Here is a 19,059-nt window from a genome sequence, read left to right as displayed (position 1 = left end):
CTAGATGCCTTCGATGTCGATGTGGGCGTCGGGTTCGCCGCCGGCAGCGGTGAAGGCCGTCAGCGCACGGACCAGGCCGTGCCGTTCCGCGGGCGGCATCTGCTCGACGATGCGCGCGATCTCCTTGCGCCGGTACGCGGTCACCTGGCGAACGACGTCCCGACCACGTTTGGTCAGCGCGGCGAGCAACTCCCGGCGCGAGGTCGGATGCGGCAGGCGATCGATCATCCCGGCACCGACCAGGCGGTCCACCATCCGGCCGGTTGCCGAGGGCTGCACGCCCAACAGCGTGGCCAGCGTGGCCAGGTTCACCGGGCCGCGGTGGGACAGGATCACCAGCGTGCGGAACTGCGCAATGGTGATGGTCTCGTCGACCTGCGCGATGGAACGTGCCGAGATCGCCACGAGCAAACGGGAGGCGGTCAGCAGCGAATCGGTGATCATGTCCAGCGATTCATCGACCACTGTCGAGTTTTCCGAAGTCACCGAATCCCCTTCCCCACACTCGACTACGGCAAAGAAAGCGTCGCAACTTCCTACCAGCGTAGGCATTCATTGTTTCCTATGTACACATTTTCGCGCAAGGCTATCCGATGTGCAGGGGATCGATCTGCACGCGGACGGGGTCGTGGGTCTGGCGGGCGCTGAGCACACCGAGCGCACCGCGCAGCGCCGCCGCCAGCGCGAGTCCGTGCTCACGCGGAACGCGCACCAACATCCGCGTGACGGGCGCGCCGGCGGCAGTCCCCGCCGGGCGACGCACGCCTGCCGGTAGGTCCACCGGTCCCAGCACTTCCGCGTAGCCGGGCAGTCTCGCCTCGGCGAGCAGAGCGGCCACCCCGTCGGCACTGCCGTCCAGTGCGGCGATGTGCACACAGGGCGGCAGCCCTACTTCGTTGCGGGCCGCGAATTCGGCGTCGGCGTGCCCAACCGGATCCCAGCGGATCAGCGATTGCACTGTCGGAAGGGAGGATTCGGCGACCACGGTCACCAGGCCGCCCATCGACCGGGCGCGCACCAGCGCGGCGGCGCTCATCCATCGCCACATTGCCTCCTCGGCCGCGCGCAGGTCCTGACGGCCGAGCAGCGCCCAGGTATCCAGCAGCAGTGCGGCCCCGTAACCGCCCGGTGCGCGCGGTTCGGCACCGGGAGTGGCGACGACCAGCGCTGGTTGGGCGGGCACCTCCGCCACGATGGCCTCCCCCGCCGACGTGATGACCGCCGTACCCGGAAACGCCCGCCCGAGTTCCTCGGCGGTGCGGCGGGCCCCGACGACCACCGCCCGCACCGCGTCCGATCCGCACCGCGCGCACCGCGGCGCCAGGTCGACCCGGGCGCACCATCGGCAGGTGGTGCCCGCACCCCGTTCCAGCAGCGATAACGGGCCCGTGCAGTGCCGGCAGCGGGCGATCGCCCGGCAGCGTCCACACGCCAGTGACGGCACATACCCCCGGCGGGGCACCTGAACCAGCACGGGCGCTCCGGCGGCCAGTGACGACCGGGCGGCGCGCAGCGCGATGGACGGCAGCCGCGCGGTGCGCGCCGCCGGGTCGCGTTCGTCGAGGAAGCCGCTGTCGTCGAGGGCAACCACGCGCGGTGTGCGGGCCCGCACCACCGGCCGGGACGCGACGATGTCGTGTGCCCAGCCACTGCGCACCAGTGCATGCGCTTCGGCGGTCCGGGAGTAACCACCGATCAACGCCGCGCAGCGGGCCTGATGGGCGCGCAGCATCGCCACTTCCCGGGCGTGCGGATAGGGCGCCCGCGGCTCGGCCAGGCTGTCGTCGGAGTCGGCCCACACCATGACCAGACCCAGGTCGGCCGTCGGTGCGAACACCGCGCTGCGGGTGCCGAGCACTACCCGCGCGGCGCCTCGCAGTGCCGCCAGCCACCTGCGGTAACGCGCGGCGGGTCCCAGCCCGGCCGACAACGCCACCACGCTGTTCTCCTCGACACGGGCGATGACCGCCTGCCACAGCGCATCCAAATCGCGTTGATCAGGCACGATCGCCAGGACGCTGCGGCCGGCTGCGACCGTCTGGGCCGCCGCCTCGGCAAACCGGTCGGCCCACGACTCCCCCGGCAGCACCTGCCACACCGCGCGGGCGGCGCGGGACTCGGCCAGCGCGGCCAGGAACTGGCCGCCGCGGCCATAGACGTCCCAACCCGACGCGTCGACCGGCGCGACCACCGGCCGTGACGGGGTTCCGGCGCCCTCTTTCTCCACCCTGGCGTGCCGGGCCGGTATCGCCAGTCGCAGCACGTCAGGCCGGGTGCCGGCGTAGCGCGCGGCGACCGCTTCGACCAGCCGCCGGACCTCGGGCGTCAGCACCGGTTCGGGCGATACGACGCGATCGATCCAGCCGAGTCTGCCCTGGTGATCGGTGTCGTTGCGGCGTTCCAGGACGAACCCGTCGACCAGGCGGCCGTGGAATCGCACCCGCACCCGCACGCCCGGCTGCGCGTCGTCGGACTGCTCGGGTGACACCAGATAGTCGAAATCGCGATCCAGGTGTGGCACCGTCAGCATCGGCAGCACCCGCGCGATCGGCTCCACCTCGGCAGGCGCAGAACTGCGAGATGCGTTGCTGGCCAAGATATCTCTCGCCGAGGTTGTTGATCAGTTCTCGACGGGCGCGTCGGTAACCGGGGCGTCCGCCAGGTCGTCGCGACCGAAGAAGAAACCGGCCGTGATCAGGATCTCCGCGGCCGCATAGGACCACCAGATCGGCACCGCCAGGGCCTCGTTGCCCAGAATGAACCGGCCGATCGCGATCATCGAATCCGACGCCGCGAAGCACACCGCCCCTACCGCCGTCCAGATGGTGGGCAGGCGCGCCAACAATGCCGTGCACACCATCGCGGTCAGCACGGTGATGTAGACCGCGACCGGGATGGTCAGGTTCTGCGTGCCCTCGTCCAGATGCGGCCAGAACCAGATCAGCATCGACACCGATGCCAGCACCATCACCGCGGCGGCCGCCATGCGCGCCCGCGTCGGTGCGACGTGCGGCCACAGCGCGCCCAGAAAGCATATGTGCGCCAACAGGAATGAGCCCAGGCCCAGCACGAACGAAAGCCCCCACCAGGGGATCGACAACAGCCAGTCACCAGCGGCGGAGAACACCAGGGCGGGCACCAGCCAGCGCCGCTCGCGGACCACCGGATGCCCGAGCGCCGCGACGGCCAACAACACGGCCATCGATGCTTTGAACGCCGGCTGGAACGTCCAGTGTCCGGTCAGTTCGCTACCGGGCGCCAGTCGCAGCGCGATCACCGTCAGGTAGATGCCGTAGGCGATACCGGCCCACCCCGCCGCCACCCAGCCGCCGAGCACCAGACGGGCTGCGTACGGTACATCCATGCCCAACTTGGACAACGCCGCCGACGCGAAACCCGGTGTGGACTCCATCCTGCTGAAGGTACTGGATGCCGTTCCCTTTCGGCTATCAACCGAGGACGGAATCGACGCGGTGCGACAGCGGCTGCGTGACCTGCCCCGCCGGGCGCTGCACCCCGAACTGCGCGTCGAGGACCGGACGATCGACGGACCCGGCGGCCCCATAGACATCCGGATCTATTGGCCGCCAGATAATTCCGAGAACGCTCCAGTGGTGCTGTTCTTCCACGGCGGCGGCTTCGTGATGGGCGACCTGGACACGCACGACGGCACGGCACGCCAGCATGCCGTCGGCGCGGGCGCGATGGTGGTGTCCGTCGCCTACCGGTTGGCACCCGAGCATCCCTACCCCGCAGCCATCGAGGACGCTTGGGCCGCAACACGATGGGTCGTCGAACACGGCGCGGAACTGGGCGCCGACACCGGTCGAGTCGCACTCGCCGGCGATTCGGCGGGCGGCACCATCGCGGCCGCCGTTGCCCAACGGGCCCGCGACGAGGGTGGACCACCGATCGCGTTTCAACTGCTGTGGTACCCGTCCACGATGTGGGACAACTCGCTGCCGTCGTTCACCGAGAATGCCGAAGCGCAGATCCTGGATACGAAGGCGATTTCGGACTTCTCCCGTTGGTATGCAGGCGATGTCGACATGTCCAACCCGCCGTCGGGCATGGCTCCGGGCCGGGCGCAGAACCTGTCCGGCCTGCCGGACGCCTACATCGCCGTCGCCGGCCACGACCCGCTGCGCGACGACGGCATCCGCTACGGCGAGCTGCTGGCCGACGCCGGCGTCGGGGTCGAGGTACACAACGCCGAGACGATGGTGCACGGCTATCTCGGCTACGCCGGCGTGGTGCCCGCCGCCACCGCCGCGATGGACCGCGGGTTGACCGCACTGTGCGCAGCGCTGCACGGATAGCCCGGGAGTTTGTACCGTCAAGGTATGACCGAGCCGCCGACGCAACCTGTCGACCCGATGCTGAAGATGCTGCTCGACGCCATCCCGATGACGTTCCGCGCGGCCGACGGGGTGCAGGTTGCCCGCGCGCAGATGGCGGCGCTGAAGGTCCCCCCGGAGCTGCTGCCTCAGCTTCGGATCGAGGAACGCACGATCGGTTACGGCGAGCTGACCGATATCCCGGTTCGGATCTACCGGCCGCCCACCGCAGCCCGGCGCGACCTGCCGGTGGTCGTGTTCTACCACGGCGGTGGCTGGGCACTGGGCGATCTGGACACCCACGACCACGTCGCGCGCGCCCACGCCGTCGGCGCGGAGGCCATCGTGGTGTCGGTGGACTACCGGCTGGCTCCCGAGCATCCGTTTCCCGCCGCGATCGACGACTCCTGGGCGGCGCTGCGCTGGGTGGCCGAGAATGCCCCTGAGCTGGGCGGCGACCCGAACCGGATCGCGGTGGCCGGCGACTCCGCCGGCGGCAACATCTCGGCGGTGATGGCCCAGCGCGCCCGCGACAACGCCCATCGAGGCGGCCCGACGCTGGTCTACCAGCTGTTGTGGTACCCGTCGTGCATCGGTGACCGGACGCTGCCGTCGTTCATCGAGTACGCCGACGACCCGATCCTGGACAGCGAAGTCATGGATGCGTTCCTGAGCTGGTACGTCCCGCATCTCGACCTCGCCGATCACACCGCGCTGCCGCCCGAACTGGCCCCCGGAAACGGCGAATTGTCCGGCCTGCCACCGGCTTTCATCGGCACCGCCCAGCATGACCCGCTGCGCGACGACGGAGCCCGCTACGCGGAACTACTCGCCGCCGCCGGGGTCGCGGTCGAGTTGTGCAACGAACCGTCCATGGTGCACGGCTACGCCAGCTTCGCCCCGGTGGTGCCCGCCGCGGCCGAGGCGACCAGTCGTGGGGTGGCGGCGCTGAAGCAGGCGCTGTATTCCTGACCGGCTTCGATAGCCGCTTTCCGGGCGCGCACGGATAGGCGCGGTTTCGCGGGCCGTAGGCTGAACCGGAAAGCCGAGAACCCGTCATCGGAGGAAATTTCGCCATGGTTGGCGCACCCGACTACCACACCGTCATCGTCGGCGCCGGTTTCTCCGGCATCGGCGCGGCCATCAAGCTCGACGAGGCGGGACTGTCGGACTATCTGATCATCGAAGCCGCCGACGGGGTCGGCGGCACCTGGTACTGGAACACCTATCCCGGTATCGCGGTGGACATTCCGTCGTTCTCCTACCAGTTCTCGTTCGAGCAGAGTCCGGACTGGTCACGCACCTATGCGCCCGGCCGGGAACTCAAGGCCTACGCCGACCACTGCGCCGACAAGTACGGCATCAGGTCCCGAATCCGGTTCAACACCAAGGTGATCTCCGCGGAGTTCGACGACGAGCGGGACCTGTGGCGGCTGCAGACGGATCCGGGCGGTGAGATCACCGCCCGGTTCGTGATCGGGGCCAGCGGCGTGCTGACGGTGCCCAAGCTGCCCGACATCGACGGCGTGGACTCCTTCGACGGCATCACCATGCACACCGCGCGCTGGGACCACACGCAGGACTTGACCGGCAAGCGCGTCGCCATCATCGGCACCGGCGCCTCGGCCGTGCAGATCATCCCCGAGATCGCACCGATCGTCAGCCAGCTCACCGTGTTTCAGCGCACCCCCATCTGGTGCTTCCCGAAGCTCGACGTGCCGCTGCCCGCGCCGGTCAAGTGGGCGATGCGGGTTCCCGGCGGCAAGGTGGTGCAGCGGGCGCTGAGTCAGGCCTACGTCGAAGCCACCTTCCCCATCGCCGCGCACTATTTCAAGGTCTTCCCGATGGCCCGGTGGATGGCCGCGGCGGGACGAAGTTATCTGCGCCAGCAGGTCCGCGACCCGGCGGTGCGGGACCAACTGACCCCGCGCTATGCCGTCGGTTGCAAGCGCCCCGGATTTCACAACACCTATCTGGCCACCTTCAACCGCGACAACGTGCGACTGGTCACCGATCCGATCAGCAAGATCACCCCGTCCGCGGTGGTCACGGCCGACGGCACCAGCCACGAAATCGACGTGCTGATCCTGGCCACCGGCTTCAAGGTGCTCGACACCGACGACGTGCTGACCTTCGCGGTCACCGGCGCCGGCGGTCAGTCCCTGAGCCGGTTCTGGGACGAGCACCGCACGCAGGCCTACGAAGGCGTCAGCATTCCGGGGTTCCCCAACTTCTTTGCCGTGTTCGGCCCGTACGGCTACGTCGGATCGTCCTACTTCGCGCTGATCGAGACCCAGACCCACCACATCCTGCGGTGCCTGAAACGCGCGCAGCGCGACGGCGCGACGCGGGTGGCGGTGACCCCGGAAGCCAACGACCGGTATTTCGCCGAGATGATGCGCCGGCGCTACCGGCAAGTTTTCTGGCAGGACAGTTGCCGACTGGCCAACAGCTACTACTTCGACAAGAACGGCGACGTGCCGTTGCGGCCCACGACCACCGTCGAAGCGTATTGGCGGAGTAGGCGTTTCGATCTGGACGACTACGAGTTCACGGCCTGACCTACTTTCGGCCCTGCAGGATCCCTTCGATGTTGCGTTCGGCCAGTGCGGTGATGGTCATGAACGGGTTGCAGCCCAGATAGCCGGGCAGCAGCGACGCGTCGTTGACATACAACTTGGGATAACCGTTGACCCGGCCGTAGGTGTCGGTGGCTTTGCCCCGCACCACCCCGCCCATCGGGTGAACGGTGTTGGGGGCGAGGGCTTTCCCTTCGAACAGGTCATCCCGGTAGTCGACCCCGTTGGCGTGGGTCACTTTGTCGAACACCAGTTTGGCTCTGCTGCGCAGGTTTTCGGTGTAGCCCTCGGGCCAGTCGATGCGGATCGCATCGGTTCCCCGGTCGTAGCGGATGTCGGCACGGTCGCCGGTGCGCACCATCGCGTAGTAACCCAACGCGAACGTCTCGACCGGTAGCGGAAGCGAGAACATACTGGCGTACACCGGATTCACCGGATCGTTTCGGCCGTCGAGGTTGATCATGCCCATCAGCGATTGCTGGGTGCCGGCGGGGTCTGCGGACGCCAGGTTGTGCGCGACCATGATGTCGCCGTTGTTGCCGTAGCCGCGGCCGATCTCCTCGCTGAGGTCCGGCAGCGCCCCGGTCTCCCTGGCCCGCAGCAACAGCTCGGTGGTCCCCAGCACCCCGGCATTGAGATGCAGTTCGTTGCAGCCGATTTCGTCCCGGCGTACCTCCTTGCCGAAGCGGTCTATCTCACGGGTCGAGACGACGTACTCACCGGAGCGCTCGCGCCGGATTCCGGTGACCTCGGTGAGCGGGCGCAGGGTGACCTTGCCGGTGGCCAGTGCGGCTGCGATGTAGGTCTGATCGACGCTGCCGAACCGGCCGTAGTTGTTGCCGTACTGCTGCTCGAAATCCAGCGAGGAACGCGGAACCTGGCCTGCCTCTTCGCGTCTCATATAGTCGAACGAGTAGGCGCTGCCGTTGTAATCGACTTTGTAGCCCGCCGCCGCGGCATATTGCCGGCCGACTCGCGCGTACTGGAACCAGGGCGTGTGCTCGAACCACTCCGGGTCGCGATAACTGATGTGCAGCATGGTCTTCGCGCGTTCGATGTAGGTTCCCAGGAAGACGGCGGGATCGATGTCCGGGAAAGCCGCACGCAACTGGTCCGGGGTGGGGATCGCCGCGATTGCGGCATTGATCATCGACCCACCGCCGACGCCAATGCCGCGGAACACGCTGTGCGCCCCGTGCACCACCTTGTCGCAGATCCCGGCCTGAACGGGCTGTGCGGACGGCGCGTTCCTGGCCACCTGTTCCATCGAGACACCGCGAAACGACGGCACCAGGCTGGGCGGGACCGACGTGAACCATCCCGCCCGGTTGTCGGCGGGCAGCATCCTGGAGAAACGCTTGCCGTCGGCGTCGGCGGCGTCCCAGTGGCGACCTTTCTCCAGGATCAGGGTGGTGACGCCGGCTTCACCGAGACGTAGCGCCGTCACCCCGCCGCCGTAACCGCTGCCGATCACGAGAGCCGGGTAATGGGGACGGGGACTCGCCGCCGGCTCCTCGCGGCGTGTTCCGAGTTCGACGACCCCGGCGCCCAGCGCCCCGACGGCAATGCCGGCCGCGGCTCCCAGGAACCGGCGGCGCGTGAAGGCGCTTCCGCGCGGTGCGCTGCTCATCTCTTAGCTCTCCTAGAAGCCAACCGAGTATCAGCTAATTACCGGTTTAAGCATACTCAAAGTATGGTACTACCGCTAGTATGAAGGTGTTGGTACGCCTCAAGGCAGAGTTACAACCCGGTGAATTCGGCTTCGGACAAGGCTCCCCCGGCACGTGGACGGATCCGAAAAGGTACCTGTGGATGCTCGGGGCGGGCGTCCCCGTGCTGGTCCTGGCGTCCTGGCTGCTGGTGCTGACGACCGGAGTGGCAGCGTTCTGGTGGACCGGTTCGGTGCTGGCCTTCGTGGTGGTTCCGGTTCTCGACCGTCTGGTGGGATCGGACTCGGACAATCCGCCGGACAGTGTTCTCGCGTCGCTGGAAAACAACCGGTTCTATCGCTGGGCGACCTATCTCTACCTGCCCCACCAGTACGGGATGCTGATCCTCGCGTGCTGGCTCTGGGCCGGCGGCGGTTGGGTGGTGATGGGTTTCGCCGACAAGGTGGGGCTGATGATGACGGTCGGTCTGATCGGCGGACTCGCGATCAACGCTGCGCACAACCTGGGTCACACCCGGGAGGACTTCGAGCGTCGGCTTTCCAAGATCGCGCTTGCGCAGACGTGCTACGGCCACTTCTTCGTCGAGCACAACCGCGGACACCATGTTCGGGTGGCGACACCCGAGGACCCTGCCAGCGCGCGCCTCGGCGAGAGTCTCTACGCGTTCCTGGCACGTTCGGTTGTCGGCAGTCTGCGGTCTGCCTGGCAGTTGGAGTCGCGAAGGTTGGCCAAGTCGAGCAAGTCGGCCTGGACGCTGCACAATCATGCCGTCAGCGCCTGGCTGCTCAGCATCCTGCTGTTCGCCGTGCTGGCGGTGTGGTTCCGGCCCGTCGTGCTGCCGTGGCTGATCGGGCAGGCCGTCGTCGGCTTCAGCCTGCTCGAGGCGGTCAACTACGTGGAGCATTACGGACTGCGACGACAGAAATTGCCCAGCGGCCGCTACGAACGGGTGCGGGCGTCGCACAGCTGGAACAGCAACTCGATTGTGTCCAACGTGCTGCTGTTCCATCTGCAGCGACATTCGGATCATCACGCCAACCCGCTGCGCGGCTATCAGGCGCTACGCCACGCGCAGGAGGCCCCGCAGCTGCCGACCGGCTACGCGGCGATGCTGGTGCTGGCGGTGTTCCCGCCGCTGTGGCGTAGGGTGATGGACCCCCGCGTGATCGGGTTCTACCAAGGAGACGTCCGGCGTGCCGCGCTGCGGCCTGCTGCTGATCGTGCTGGGGTTCATCGCGTTACGCTCAGCGGATGGCGAAGGAGTTCTCGCACCTCGATGCGTCGCTGCGTGAGTTCATAGCGGAACAGGCCATGTTCTTCGTCGCGACCGCCCCGTCGCAGGGCGGTCGGATCAACCTGTCGCCCAAGGGCTATGCCGACACATTCGCGGTACTCGACGACCACACCGTGGCCTACCTCGACCTGTTCGGCAGCGGCGTGGAAACCATTGCGCACCTGCGGGACAACGGCCGCATCACCATCATGTTCTGCTCGTTCACCCGCAATTCCCGGATCCTGCGGCTGTTCGGCACCGGCCGGGCGCTGCGCCCCGACGACGACGAATTCGCTCGTATCAGAACACATTTCGGGCACCGCCCGGGGATCCGGTCGGCCATCGTCGTCGACGTGGAACGCATCGCCGACGCCTGCGGGTTCTCGGTGCCCTACTACGAACTCGTCGACGAACGGCCCGTCCTGGACGACTTGCACGGCAAGCAGCCGACCGAGGCGTACTCGAAGGTCATCGGCCGCAACCAGCGCAGTATCGACGGGCTGGCCGGGCTGGATCCCGACCACCCGCTACCGCCCGATTAGCCTGCGCGAGCAGACGCAGAATCGCACTGGCGGCGGCCAGATCGTGCGATTCTGCGTCTGCTCGCGGTAGGAGGCGACTAGATGGCGCGCTTGAGGTCGTCGACCTTGTCCAGCTGCTCCCAGGGCAACTCGACATCGGTGCGGCCGAAGTGCCCGTACGCCGCGGTCTGGGCGTAGATCGGCCGCAGCAGGTTCAGGTCGCGGATGATCGCACCCGGACGCAGGTCGAACACCTCGGGGATGATCTTCTCGATCTTGACCGGGTCGACGGCCTCGGTGCCGAACGTCTCGATGAACAGCCCGACCGGCGCTGCCTTGCCGATGGCGTAGGCCACCTGCACCTCGACCCGCTCCGCCAATCCGGCGGCCACCACGTTCTTGGCCACCCAGCGCATCGCATACGCGGCCGAGCGGTCGACCTTGGACGGGTCCTTGCCGGAGAAGGCGCCACCGCCGTGCCGGGCCCAGCCGCCGTAGGTGTCGACGATGATCTTGCGCCCGGTCAGGCCCGCGTCGCCCATCGGGCCGCCCAGGACGAACTTGCCGGTCGGGTTGACCAGCACCCGCGTGTCCGAGGAGTCCAGGGTCGGGTGGTCCAGTTCCCTCAGCACGCTGGTCAGCACATGCTGGCGGATGTCGGGGTCCAGCTGCTTCTCCAGGTCGATCCCGTCGGCGTGCTGCGTGGAGATCACGACGGTGTCCAGCCGCACCGGCACATGGTCCTCGTAGGCGATGGTGACCTGGGTCTTGCCGTCCGGACGCAGGTAGGCCAGCGTCCCGTTCTTGCGGACCTCGGTCAGTCGCCGCGACAGCCGGTGGGCCAGCGCGATCGGCAGCGGCATCAGTTCCGGGGTGTCGTTGATCGCGTACCCGAACATCAGACCCTGGTCACCGGCGCCCTGCAGGTCCAACGGGTCCGCCGCGCCCTCCACGCGGGCCTCGTGCGCGGTGTCGACGCCTTGGGCGATGTCCGGTGACTGCGCCCCGATGCCGATGTTCACCCCGCACGTCTCGCCGTCGAACCCCTTGTCCGACGAGTCGTAACCGATGTCGAGGATGCGGCTGCGGACCGTGTTGGCGATGTCGGCGAACGCCTCCTTCGCCGAGGTCGTCACCTCTCCCACCACGTGAACCTGGCCGGTGGTCACCAGGGTTTCGACCGCGACACGGGAGCGGGGGTCCTGCGCGAGTAGCGCATCGAGGACCGAGTCACTGATTGCATCACAGATCTTGTCCGGATGCCCCTCGGTCACCGATTCGCTGGTGAATAGCCGGCCCTTCTCGCTCACCCTGTGTCCTTCCAGTCGCGCCCGCCCAAAGGTTAGTTAGGCGAATTATTATCTTGGCTCTTACTCAACCGGCTACGCCGGGTTTTTGGCAAATTCGGATGGGCCTCCGATGCTGCTGGCGCCCGACACGTTACTGGGATGTCTCCCTGTTCAGGAACGTGACAATCGCGTCCACAATACGGCTCGCCATCAGGGTTTTGGAGCCGTGCTGCAAAGCCGACTCGGTTCCGTCGGCCGTCAGCAGCCAGCCGTCGTTGCTGTCCACCTCAAACGCCTTGCCCTCGCCGACGGCGTTGACGACCAACAGGTCGCAGCCTTTGCGCTGCAACTTGGCGCGGGCGTGGAACAGCACGTCGCCGTTGGCGTCGCCGGTCTCGGCGGCGAACCCGACGATGGCGCGCATGTTGGGTAGCTGGCCGTGCGAGCGCGCCTGCACCGTCCCGGCCAACACGTCGTCGTTGCGCACCAGCTCGATCGGCGGTGGGCCGACTTGGGTGTCCACGTTCTTTTTGATCTTGGCGGTCGCCACCTCGGTCGGCCGGAAGTCGGCCACCGCGGCCGCCATCACCAGCACGTTCGCCTCCGGGGCGTGCTTGGACACCGCCTCGCCGAGCTGCGCTGCCGAGCTGACGTGCACCACGTTGACGCCGGCCGGGTCGACCAGCCCGGCGGTGTGCCCGGCGATCAGCGTGACCTCCGCCCCGCGCTGGGCGGCCACCCGCGCGACGGCGTAGCCCTGCTTGCCGGAGCTGCGGTTGCCGATGAAACGCACCGGGTCGATCGCCTCGCGGGTGCCGCCGGCGGTCACCAGCACTTTGCATCCTGCCAAGTCGTACGGCAGGGCATCGTGGCGTTCCAGCAGCAGGCGAGCCAGGGTGGTGATCTCCTCGGCCTCGGGCAGCCGTCCGGCGCCGCTGTCGGAGCCGGTCAGGCGCCCCGAGGCGGGCTCGAGCACGATCGCGCCGCGACGGCGCAGCGTGGCGACGTTGTCGACCGTGGCCGGGTGCAACCACATCTCGGTGTGCATCGCCGGCGCGAACAGCACCGGACACCGCGCGGTGAGCAGGGTTGCGGTCAGCAGGTCGTCGGCCCGCCCGGCCACGGCACGGGCCAGCAGGTCAGCGGTGGCCGGCGCGACCACCACCAGGTCGGCCTGCTGGCCGAGTCGCACATGCGGGACTTCGGAGACGTCGTCGAAGACGCCGGTGCGCACCGGCTCACCGGAAAGAGCCTCGAAGGTGGCGGCACCGACGAAGCGCAGCGCGGATTCGGTGGGGATGACGCGGACGTCGTGGCCGGCTTCGGCGAGCTGACGGACAACCGTGCAGGCCTTGTAGGCGGCGATACCGCCGGAGACCCCGACGATTACCCTTTTGGAGCTGCGCTCAGTGCGCTGTCCCTCCATGGCGCGCCGGACCCCTGTTACTCGCCCTCGGTGTGTTCGAGCAGGTCGGCGTGGATCTCACGCATAGCGATCGACAACGGCTTCTCCTGCAGACCGGGCTCGACCAGCGGGCCGACGTACTCGAGGATGCCCTCGCCGAGTTGGTTGTAGTAGTCGTTGATCTGTCGCGCCCGCTTGGCGGCGTAGATCACCAGCGCGTACTTGCTCGAGACGCGGTCCAGCAACTCGTCGATGGGTGGGTTGGTGATGCCCAGCGGGGTGTCGTAGGCACCGGCCCCACCGGCCGCCGGATCGAACTGATCGGGGACGGCGGACAACGACGCCTCGGACTGCGGAATGGTCACGTAGAAAATCTCCTGGCTGCACGAAGCTGCTCATGGGCAGCTTCAAAAGGTCTTCAAAAGGTCAAGTAGTCAAGAACTGGATGGGTTGCTAACCAGCAAGGATACCAATTCGGCGCACGCAGACTCTAATCGACCGTTGACCACCACCACGTCGAAGTCGCCCTGGGCTGCCAATTCGACGCGCGCGGTGTCCAGCCGGCGCCGGATCACATCGGGAGTCTCGGTGCCCCGGCCGACCAGCCTGGCCTCCAGATCCTCCCAGCTCGGGGGGGCCAGGAACACCGTGAGTGCCTCCGGCATGGCTTTCTTGACGGCCCGGGCACCGGCCAGGTCGACCTCGACGAGCACCGGAAACCCGGCCGCGGTGGCCTCGCGCACCGGCGCGGCCAGGGTGCCCGACCGGTGCAGTCCCCCGTGAATGTCCGCCCATTCCAGCAGCTCCCCCTGGTCGATCAGGCGCTGGAACCCGGCCGGGCTGACGAAGTGATAGTCGACGCCGTCGACTTCCCCGGGCCGCGGTGCTCGCGTCGTGGCGGAGACACTGAAGTGCAGGTCCGGGATCCGCTCGCGCAGACACCGAACCACCGTCGACTTGCCGACGGCGGAGGGACCGGACAGCACGACCACGCGGCCTGTGTCCGGTCCCCCGCCCACGCTCATCTGCGCTCCCGGGTCGGTCGCCGGGTTGGATCGCCCGCCTCCTGCTCAGGCCAGCTGGCCCGCATCGTCGGCGGCCGGCCGACTAGGAGCCGAACTTTTCCAGCAGCGCCTTGCGCTGACGGTCGCCGAGCCCACGCAGGCGGCGGGTCGGCGCGATCTCCAGCTCGGTCATGATCTCCTGCGCCTTGACCTTGCCCACCTTCGGCAACGCCTCCAGCAGCGCAGACACCTTCATCTTGCCCAGGACTTCGTCGGTCTCGGCGTCCTTGAGCACCTGGGTGAGGTTGGTGCCACCGCGCTTGAGCCGATCCTTGAGTTCTGCTCGTGCTCGACGTGCGGCAGCAGCCTTCTCCAACGCTGCCGCGCGCTGCTCGTCGGTCAACTGGGGAAGGGCCACGATTCCTCCGTCTCTCATGGATATCTGTTTGTGTCGGCCGGGTAGTTCAGCCAGCGCAGACGACCGTACTCACGGTTCCCGACGAAATCTAACCCGACCCCCCGGTTTGGGGGGCAAACGCCCAGCGTGTGACGACGAGCCAAGGTCGCCGTGGCAGTAACCGGAGTTGCTTGACCGGTTGCGGCCGGCACGACGGCCTTCGCCCATGGACGCTCGGGTAAATCGCCCCCACCAGCGGTTTCAGCCTAGCACCCCGGTTGTCCCGGCAGGGTGATGGTGCCGCGGCGCTCACCGTCGGAGCGTGGCCACGGTTTGCAGTGCCACGGATCACGGATTGGTGTGGCGTGTCCGCGCGTGTCGTCACACCTGAGCCAGGTACGCGACGGTGTCGCGCATGCGTTCGGCGGCCGCGCGCACCTTGGCGACGCTGGGTCCCGCCCGCAGCACCTCCCGGGACACCGCCGGCAGCAGAAACTGCGACGCCGCCCCGCCCAAGCCGGCCAGGGCCTCGGGACGTCCGCCCTGGGCGCCGACCCCGGGCACCAGTACCGGACCGTTCACGGCGCTCAGATCGGGCGCTTCCAGGGCGGTGGCACCGACCACCACCCCGACCGATCCGGTGCCGCCCTGATTGCACGCGGCCACGTGGTCCACGATCATCTGCGCCAGCGTGCGCCCGCCGACGTCGGCGCGCTGCACCGTCGCCCCTTCGGGGTTGGAGGTGGCCGCCAGCACGAACACCCCGCGTTGGTGCGCGGCCGCAACCTCCAGCAGCGGACGCAGCGAGCCGAAGCCGAGATACGGCGAGACCGTGACCGCGTCGGCGGCAAGCGGTGAGTCGCCGGCCCAGGCCGCGGCGTAGGCGGCCATCGTCGACCCGATGTCGCCGCGTTTGGCGTCGGCCAGCACCAGCACCCCGTCGGCCCGCAGCGCGGCGATGGTGCGTTCGAGCACCGCGAAGCCCGCCGACCCGTACGTCTCGAAAAACGCCACCTGCGGCTTCACCACGGCGAAATCGGCGAAGGCGGCCACGCAGATGTCACAGAACGCGGCCAGCCCGTCGGCCGTGACCGGCAGCTCCCAGGCCCGCAACAGGTCGGGATGGGCGTCGATGCCCAGACACAGCGGGCCGCGCTGTGCCTTCGCCTCGACCAGCCGAGCCCCGAAACTAGTCATGCCGGCCGTTGCGCGTGCTGAGGTCGCGATGCAGCTCCTGCAGGGACAGCACGCCGATGTCACCGCGGATGCCGGCCTCGATGCCCTGCACGGCAGCCGAGGCGCCCTGAACCGTTGTGATGCAAGGGATGTTGACCGCCACCGCCGCCGAGCGGATCTCGTAGCCGTCGATGCGCGGGCCGGAGTTGCCGAACGGCGTGTTGATCACCATGTCGACCTCACCGGCGCGGATCGCGTCGATGGCCGAGATCGCCGGACGGCCGTCCTGGGGCGCCTCGAAGTGTTTGCGGACCTCGTCGCACGGAATTCCGTTGCGGCGCAACATCTCCGCCGTGCCCTCGGTGGCCAGGACATGAAAACCCAGGTCGGCCAGGCGCTTTACCGGGAACACCAGCGACCGTTTGTCCCGGTTGGCGACCGACACGAACACGGTGCCCTGGGCGGGCAGTGAGCCGTAGGCGGCGGTCTGGCTCTTGGCGAAAGCGGTGCCGAAATCGCGGTCGATGCCCATGACCTCACCGGTCGACTTCATCTCCGGGCCGAGCAACGAGTCGATGGCGGCACCGTCGGCGCGGCGGAACCGGTGGAACGGCAGCACCGCTTCCTTGACCGCGATCGGGGCGTAGGGGTCCGCGCTGGCGCCGTCGCCGGACTCGGCCAGCAATCCCTCCTTGCGGAGCGCAGAAATGTTGGCGCCCAGCATGACTCGCGCACACGCCTTGGCCAGCGGAATCGCGGTGGCCTTGGAGACGAAGGGAACGGTGCGGCTCGCCCGCGGGTTGGCCTCCAACACGTAGAGGATGTCGTCCTTGAGCGCGTACTGCACGTTGAGCAGGCCGACCACGCCGATGCCGTGGGCGATCGCTTCGGTGGCCTTGCGGACCTTCTCGATGTCGCTGCGGCCCAACGTGACCGGCGGCAACGCGCACGCGGAGTCCCCGGAGTGGATGCCGGCCTCCTCGATGTGCTCCATGATCCCGCCGATGTAGACCTCGGTGCCGTCGCACAGCGCGTCGACGTCGATCTCCACCGCGTCTTCGAGGAAGCGGTCGACGAGCACCGGATGCTCGGGTGAGAGCTCGGTGGCGCGGGTGATGTAGCCCTTGAGTGTCTCTTCGTCGTAGACGATCTCCATGCCGCGGCCGCCCAGCACGTAGGAGGGCCGCACCAGCACCGGGTAACCGATGTCGGCGGCGATCCGGCGGGCTTGGTCGAAGGTGGTGGCGGTGCCGTACTTCGGTGCGGGCAGGCCCGCGGCGTTGAGCAGGTCGCCGAAGGCGCCGCGGTCCTCGGCGAGGTCGATGGCCTCCGGCGGGGTGCCGACGACCGGAACCCCGGCGTCGGCGAGGCGCTGCGCCAGACCCAGCGGGGTCTGGCCGCCGAGTTGGACGATCACGCCGGCCACCCCGGCACCCCCGGCGCCGGACTGCTCCTCGGCGTGGAACACCTCCAGGACGTCCTCGAACGTCAGCGGCTCGAAGTACAGCCGGTCGGCGGTGTCGTAGTCGGTGGACACCGTTTCCGGGTTGCAGTTGACCATCACCGTCTCAAAACCGGCTTGGCTCAACGTGGTTGCCGCGTGCACGCAGCTGTAGTCGAACTCGATGCCCTGTCCGATCCGGTTGGGACCCGAACCGAGGATCAGCACCTTGGGCTTCTCGGTCTGCGGGGCGACCTCGGTCTCGGCGGCCGGGTCGAGTTCGTAGCTGCTGTAGTGGTAGGGCGTCTTGGCCTCGAACTCGGCCGCGCAGGTGTCCACGGTCTTGTACACCGGGTGGATACCCAGTCGCCCGCGCAGCGAGCGCACCCCGTTCTCGCCGGCCAGCTCCGGTCGCAGCGCCGCGATCTGGCGGTCGGAGAGGCCACAGTGCTTGGCGTGCCGCAGCAAGTCGGCGTCGAGCACGGGGGCGTCGACCAGTTCGGCGCGCAGCGCCACCAGTTCGTCGATCTGCGCCACGAACCACGGGTCCACACCGCTGGCCCGGGCCACCTGCTCCACCGAACCGCCCAGCCGCAGCGCCAATTCGATGTCGTAGAGCCGACCTTCGGTAGGGCTCTGCAGCCGGGTCAGCACCTGGTCGAGGGACGAGTCCGGCGGATCGGGCTTGGTCCAGAACCCGGCGCGGGTGGTTTCCAGCGACCGCATCACTTTGCCGAGCGCCTCGACGAAGTTGCGGCCCAACGACATTGCCTCACCGACGGACTTCATCGTGGTGGTCAGCGTGGCGTCGGCGCCGGGGAACTTCTCGAACGCGAACCGCGGCGCCTTGACCACCACGTAGTCCAGGGTGGGTTCGAAGCAGGCCGGCGTCTCCTTGGTGATGTCGTTGACGATCTCGTCGAGGGTGTAGCCGATGGCCAGTTTCGCGGCGATCTTGGCGATCGGGAAGCCGGTGGCCTTGGAAGCCAATGCGCTGGAACGTGATACGCGCGGGTTCATCTCGATGACGATGAGCCGGCCGTCGCTGGGGTTGACGGCGAACTGGATGTTGCAGCCGCCGGTGTCCACGCCGACCTCGCGCAGGATCGCGATGCCCAGGTCGCGCATGCGCTGGTACTCCCGGTCGGTGAGCGTCATCGCGGGCGCCACGGTGACCGAGTCGCCGGTGTGCACACCCATCGGGTCGACGTTCTCGATCGAGCACACCACCACCACGTTGTCGTGGCCGTCGCGCATCAACTCGAGCTCGAATTCCTTCCACCCGTAGATCGATTCCTCGATCAGCACGTTGGCGCTGGGGCTGGCGGCCAGCCCGGCGCCGGCCATCCGGTCGACCTCGTCGATGGAACTGGCCATGCCCGAACCCAATCCGCCCATGGTGAAACTGGGGCGCACCACCACCGGCAGACCCAGCTCCTCGACCGTGTCCCGGACTTCCTCCATGGTGAAACACACTCGGCTGCGCGCGGATTCACCGCCGACCTTGGTGACGATGTCCTTGAACCGCTGCCTGTCCTCACCGCGCTGGATGGCGTCGATGTCGGCGCCGATGAGTTCGACCCCGTACCGTTCCAGGGCGCCGTTTTCGAACAGCGCGACCGCGGTGTTGAGCGCGGTCTGGCCGCCCAGGGTGGCCAGCAGGGCGTCGATCTTGTTGCCCCGCTCGGCTTGCTGGGCGATCACCTTCTCGACGAACGCCGGGGTGATGGGCTCGATGTAGGTGAAGTCGGCGTACTCGGGATCGGTCATGATGGTCGCCGGATTGGAGTTGATCAGGCTGACCTGCAACCCCTCGGCGCGCAGCACCCGGCAGGCCTGGGTGCCGGAGTAGTCGAATTCGGCAGCCTGTCCGATGACGATCGGGCCGGAGCCGATCACCAGCACATGGTTGAGGTCGCTCCGCCGCGGCACTAGCTGTTCCCTTCGTAGGCGCGAAGGTGCGCAAA

16 protein-coding genes are annotated in these 19,059 nt (G+C 68.0%); 5 read left to right on the top strand and 11 right to left on the bottom strand.

The window, feature by feature from the left end; translation table 11 throughout:
- The 3 genes from AC5Y47_RS13585 to AC5Y47_RS13575 all read right to left on the bottom strand — a co-directional run bounded on the left by AC5Y47_RS13585 (position 1) and on the right by AC5Y47_RS13575 (position 3,364).
- Positions 1-444, bottom strand: a complete 444-nt coding sequence (locus AC5Y47_RS13585; RefSeq protein WP_499944601.1) for a MarR family winged helix-turn-helix transcriptional regulator — start codon at positions 442-444, stop codon at positions 1-3.
- A gap of 142 nt (positions 445-586) precedes the next feature.
- Positions 587-2,530 carry a primosomal protein N' gene (locus AC5Y47_RS13580; RefSeq protein WP_499944600.1) on the bottom strand — a complete coding sequence of 648 codons (1,944 nt, stop codon included), beginning with the start codon at positions 2,528-2,530 and terminating at the stop codon, positions 587-589.
- Positions 2,531-2,620: 90 nt separating this feature from the next.
- Positions 2,621-3,364: a lysoplasmalogenase gene (locus AC5Y47_RS13575; protein WP_499944599.1), complete on the bottom strand. Its 744-nt coding sequence runs from the start codon at positions 3,362-3,364 to the stop codon at positions 2,621-2,623.
- Here AC5Y47_RS13575 and lipI point away from each other — a divergent pair.
- The 3 genes from lipI to AC5Y47_RS13560 all read left to right on the top strand — a co-directional run bounded on the left by lipI (position 3,363) and on the right by AC5Y47_RS13560 (position 6,898).
- Positions 3,363-4,319 carry an esterase LipI gene (gene lipI / locus AC5Y47_RS13570; RefSeq protein ID WP_499944507.1) on the top strand — a complete coding sequence of 319 codons (957 nt, stop codon included), beginning with the start codon at positions 3,363-3,365 and terminating at the stop codon, positions 4,317-4,319. The genes AC5Y47_RS13575 and lipI overlap by 2 nt on opposite strands.
- Positions 4,320-4,343: 24 nt before the next feature.
- Positions 4,344-5,309, top strand: coding sequence for an alpha/beta hydrolase (locus AC5Y47_RS13565; protein ID WP_499944506.1), 966 nt, complete (start codon positions 4,344-4,346; stop codon positions 5,307-5,309).
- 104 nt (positions 5,310-5,413) lie between these two features.
- Positions 5,414-6,898 (top strand): flavin-containing monooxygenase, encoded by a 1,485-nt coding sequence (locus AC5Y47_RS13560; protein WP_499944505.1) that lies wholly within the window; start codon positions 5,414-5,416, stop codon positions 6,896-6,898.
- A 1-nt stretch (position 6,899) separates the two neighbouring features.
- Here AC5Y47_RS13560 and AC5Y47_RS13555 read toward each other — a convergent pair whose 3' ends face one another.
- A complete protein-coding gene (locus tag AC5Y47_RS13555) occupies positions 6,900-8,546 on the bottom strand; it encodes a GMC oxidoreductase (RefSeq protein ID WP_499944504.1) in 1,647 nt (548 codons plus the stop codon).
- A 182-nt stretch (positions 8,547-8,728) separates the two neighbouring features.
- Here AC5Y47_RS13555 and AC5Y47_RS13550 point away from each other — a divergent pair, with 182 nt between their 5' ends.
- Both AC5Y47_RS13550 and AC5Y47_RS13545 read left to right on the top strand, forming a co-directional pair.
- Positions 8,729-9,886, top strand: coding sequence for an alkane 1-monooxygenase (locus AC5Y47_RS13550; protein ID WP_499944598.1), 1,158 nt, complete (start codon positions 8,729-8,731; stop codon positions 9,884-9,886).
- A complete protein-coding gene (locus AC5Y47_RS13545) occupies positions 9,838-10,401 on the top strand; it encodes a pyridoxamine 5'-phosphate oxidase family protein (RefSeq protein WP_499944503.1) in 564 nt (187 codons plus the stop codon). Before AC5Y47_RS13550 ends, AC5Y47_RS13545 begins: the two co-directional genes overlap by 49 nt.
- A 77-nt stretch (positions 10,402-10,478) precedes the next feature.
- Here the strand turns inward: AC5Y47_RS13545 and metK are convergent, their stop codons facing one another.
- The 7 genes from metK to carB form a co-directional block, all read right to left on the bottom strand.
- Complete coding sequence (metK, locus tag AC5Y47_RS13540; RefSeq protein WP_499944502.1) at positions 10,479-11,690, bottom strand: methionine adenosyltransferase; 1,212 nt, start codon at positions 11,688-11,690, stop codon at positions 10,479-10,481.
- Between the two features lie 130 nt (positions 11,691-11,820).
- A complete protein-coding gene (gene coaBC / locus AC5Y47_RS13535; RefSeq protein WP_499944501.1) occupies positions 11,821-13,095 on the bottom strand; it encodes a bifunctional phosphopantothenoylcysteine decarboxylase/phosphopantothenate--cysteine ligase CoaBC in 1,275 nt (424 codons plus the stop codon).
- A gap of 17 nt (positions 13,096-13,112) precedes the next feature.
- On the bottom strand, positions 13,113-13,439 hold the full coding sequence (rpoZ, locus tag AC5Y47_RS13530; RefSeq protein ID WP_499944500.1) for a DNA-directed RNA polymerase subunit omega: 327 nt from the start codon (positions 13,437-13,439) through the stop codon (positions 13,113-13,115).
- A 69-nt stretch (positions 13,440-13,508) separates the two neighbouring features.
- Positions 13,509-14,099 (bottom strand): guanylate kinase, encoded by a 591-nt coding sequence (gene gmk / locus AC5Y47_RS13525; protein WP_499944499.1) that lies wholly within the window; start codon positions 14,097-14,099, stop codon positions 13,509-13,511.
- 82 nt (positions 14,100-14,181) lie between these two features.
- Complete coding sequence (gene mihF / locus AC5Y47_RS13520) at positions 14,182-14,496, bottom strand: integration host factor, actinobacterial type (protein ID WP_007171927.1); 315 nt, start codon at positions 14,494-14,496, stop codon at positions 14,182-14,184.
- Between the two features lie 360 nt (positions 14,497-14,856).
- Positions 14,857-15,672, bottom strand: a complete 816-nt coding sequence (pyrF, locus tag AC5Y47_RS13515) for an orotidine-5'-phosphate decarboxylase (protein ID WP_499944498.1) — start codon at positions 15,670-15,672, stop codon at positions 14,857-14,859.
- Positions 15,665-19,024, bottom strand: a complete 3,360-nt coding sequence (gene carB, locus AC5Y47_RS13510; protein WP_499944497.1) for a carbamoyl-phosphate synthase large subunit — start codon at positions 19,022-19,024, stop codon at positions 15,665-15,667. The genes pyrF and carB overlap by 8 nt, the downstream gene beginning before the upstream one ends.
- Positions 19,025-19,059: the final 35 nt, after the last annotated feature.

The organism is Mycobacterium sp. NGS22, from assembly GCF_059813095.1.
Note: the sequence above shows the minus strand (reverse complement) of the source record. Positions and strands in the feature narration are given on the sequence as shown.

Bases quoted from the DNA above. Each gene is read 5' to 3' on its own strand.
- AC5Y47_RS13585 (WP_499944601.1), bottom strand. From the start codon at position 444: ATGATCACCGATTCGCTGCTGACCGCCTCCCGTTTGCTCGTGGCGATC.
- AC5Y47_RS13580 (WP_499944600.1), bottom strand. From the start codon at position 2,530: ATGCTGACGGTGCCACACCTGGATCGCGATTTCGACTATCTGGTGTCA.
- lipI (WP_499944507.1), top strand. From the start codon at position 3,363: ATGCCCAACTTGGACAACGCCGCCGACGCGAAACCCGGTGTGGACTCC.
- AC5Y47_RS13575 (WP_499944599.1), bottom strand. From the start codon at position 3,364: ATGGATGTACCGTACGCAGCCCGTCTGGTGCTCGGCGGCTGGGTGGCG.
- AC5Y47_RS13565 (WP_499944506.1), top strand. From the start codon at position 4,344: ATGACCGAGCCGCCGACGCAACCTGTCGACCCGATGCTGAAGATGCTG.
- AC5Y47_RS13560 (WP_499944505.1), top strand. From the start codon at position 5,414: ATGGTTGGCGCACCCGACTACCACACCGTCATCGTCGGCGCCGGTTTC.
- AC5Y47_RS13555 (WP_499944504.1), bottom strand. From the start codon at position 8,546: ATGAGCAGCGCACCGCGCGGAAGCGCCTTCACGCGCCGCCGGTTCCTG.
- AC5Y47_RS13550 (WP_499944598.1), top strand. From the start codon at position 8,729: ATGCTCGGGGCGGGCGTCCCCGTGCTGGTCCTGGCGTCCTGGCTGCTG.
- AC5Y47_RS13545 (WP_499944503.1), top strand. From the start codon at position 9,838: ATGGCGAAGGAGTTCTCGCACCTCGATGCGTCGCTGCGTGAGTTCATA.
- coaBC (WP_499944501.1), bottom strand. From the start codon at position 13,095: ATGGAGGGACAGCGCACTGAGCGCAGCTCCAAAAGGGTAATCGTCGGG.
- gmk (WP_499944499.1), bottom strand. From the start codon at position 14,099: ATGAGCGTGGGCGGGGGACCGGACACAGGCCGCGTGGTCGTGCTGTCC.
- pyrF (WP_499944498.1), bottom strand. From the start codon at position 15,672: ATGACTAGTTTCGGGGCTCGGCTGGTCGAGGCGAAGGCACAGCGCGGC.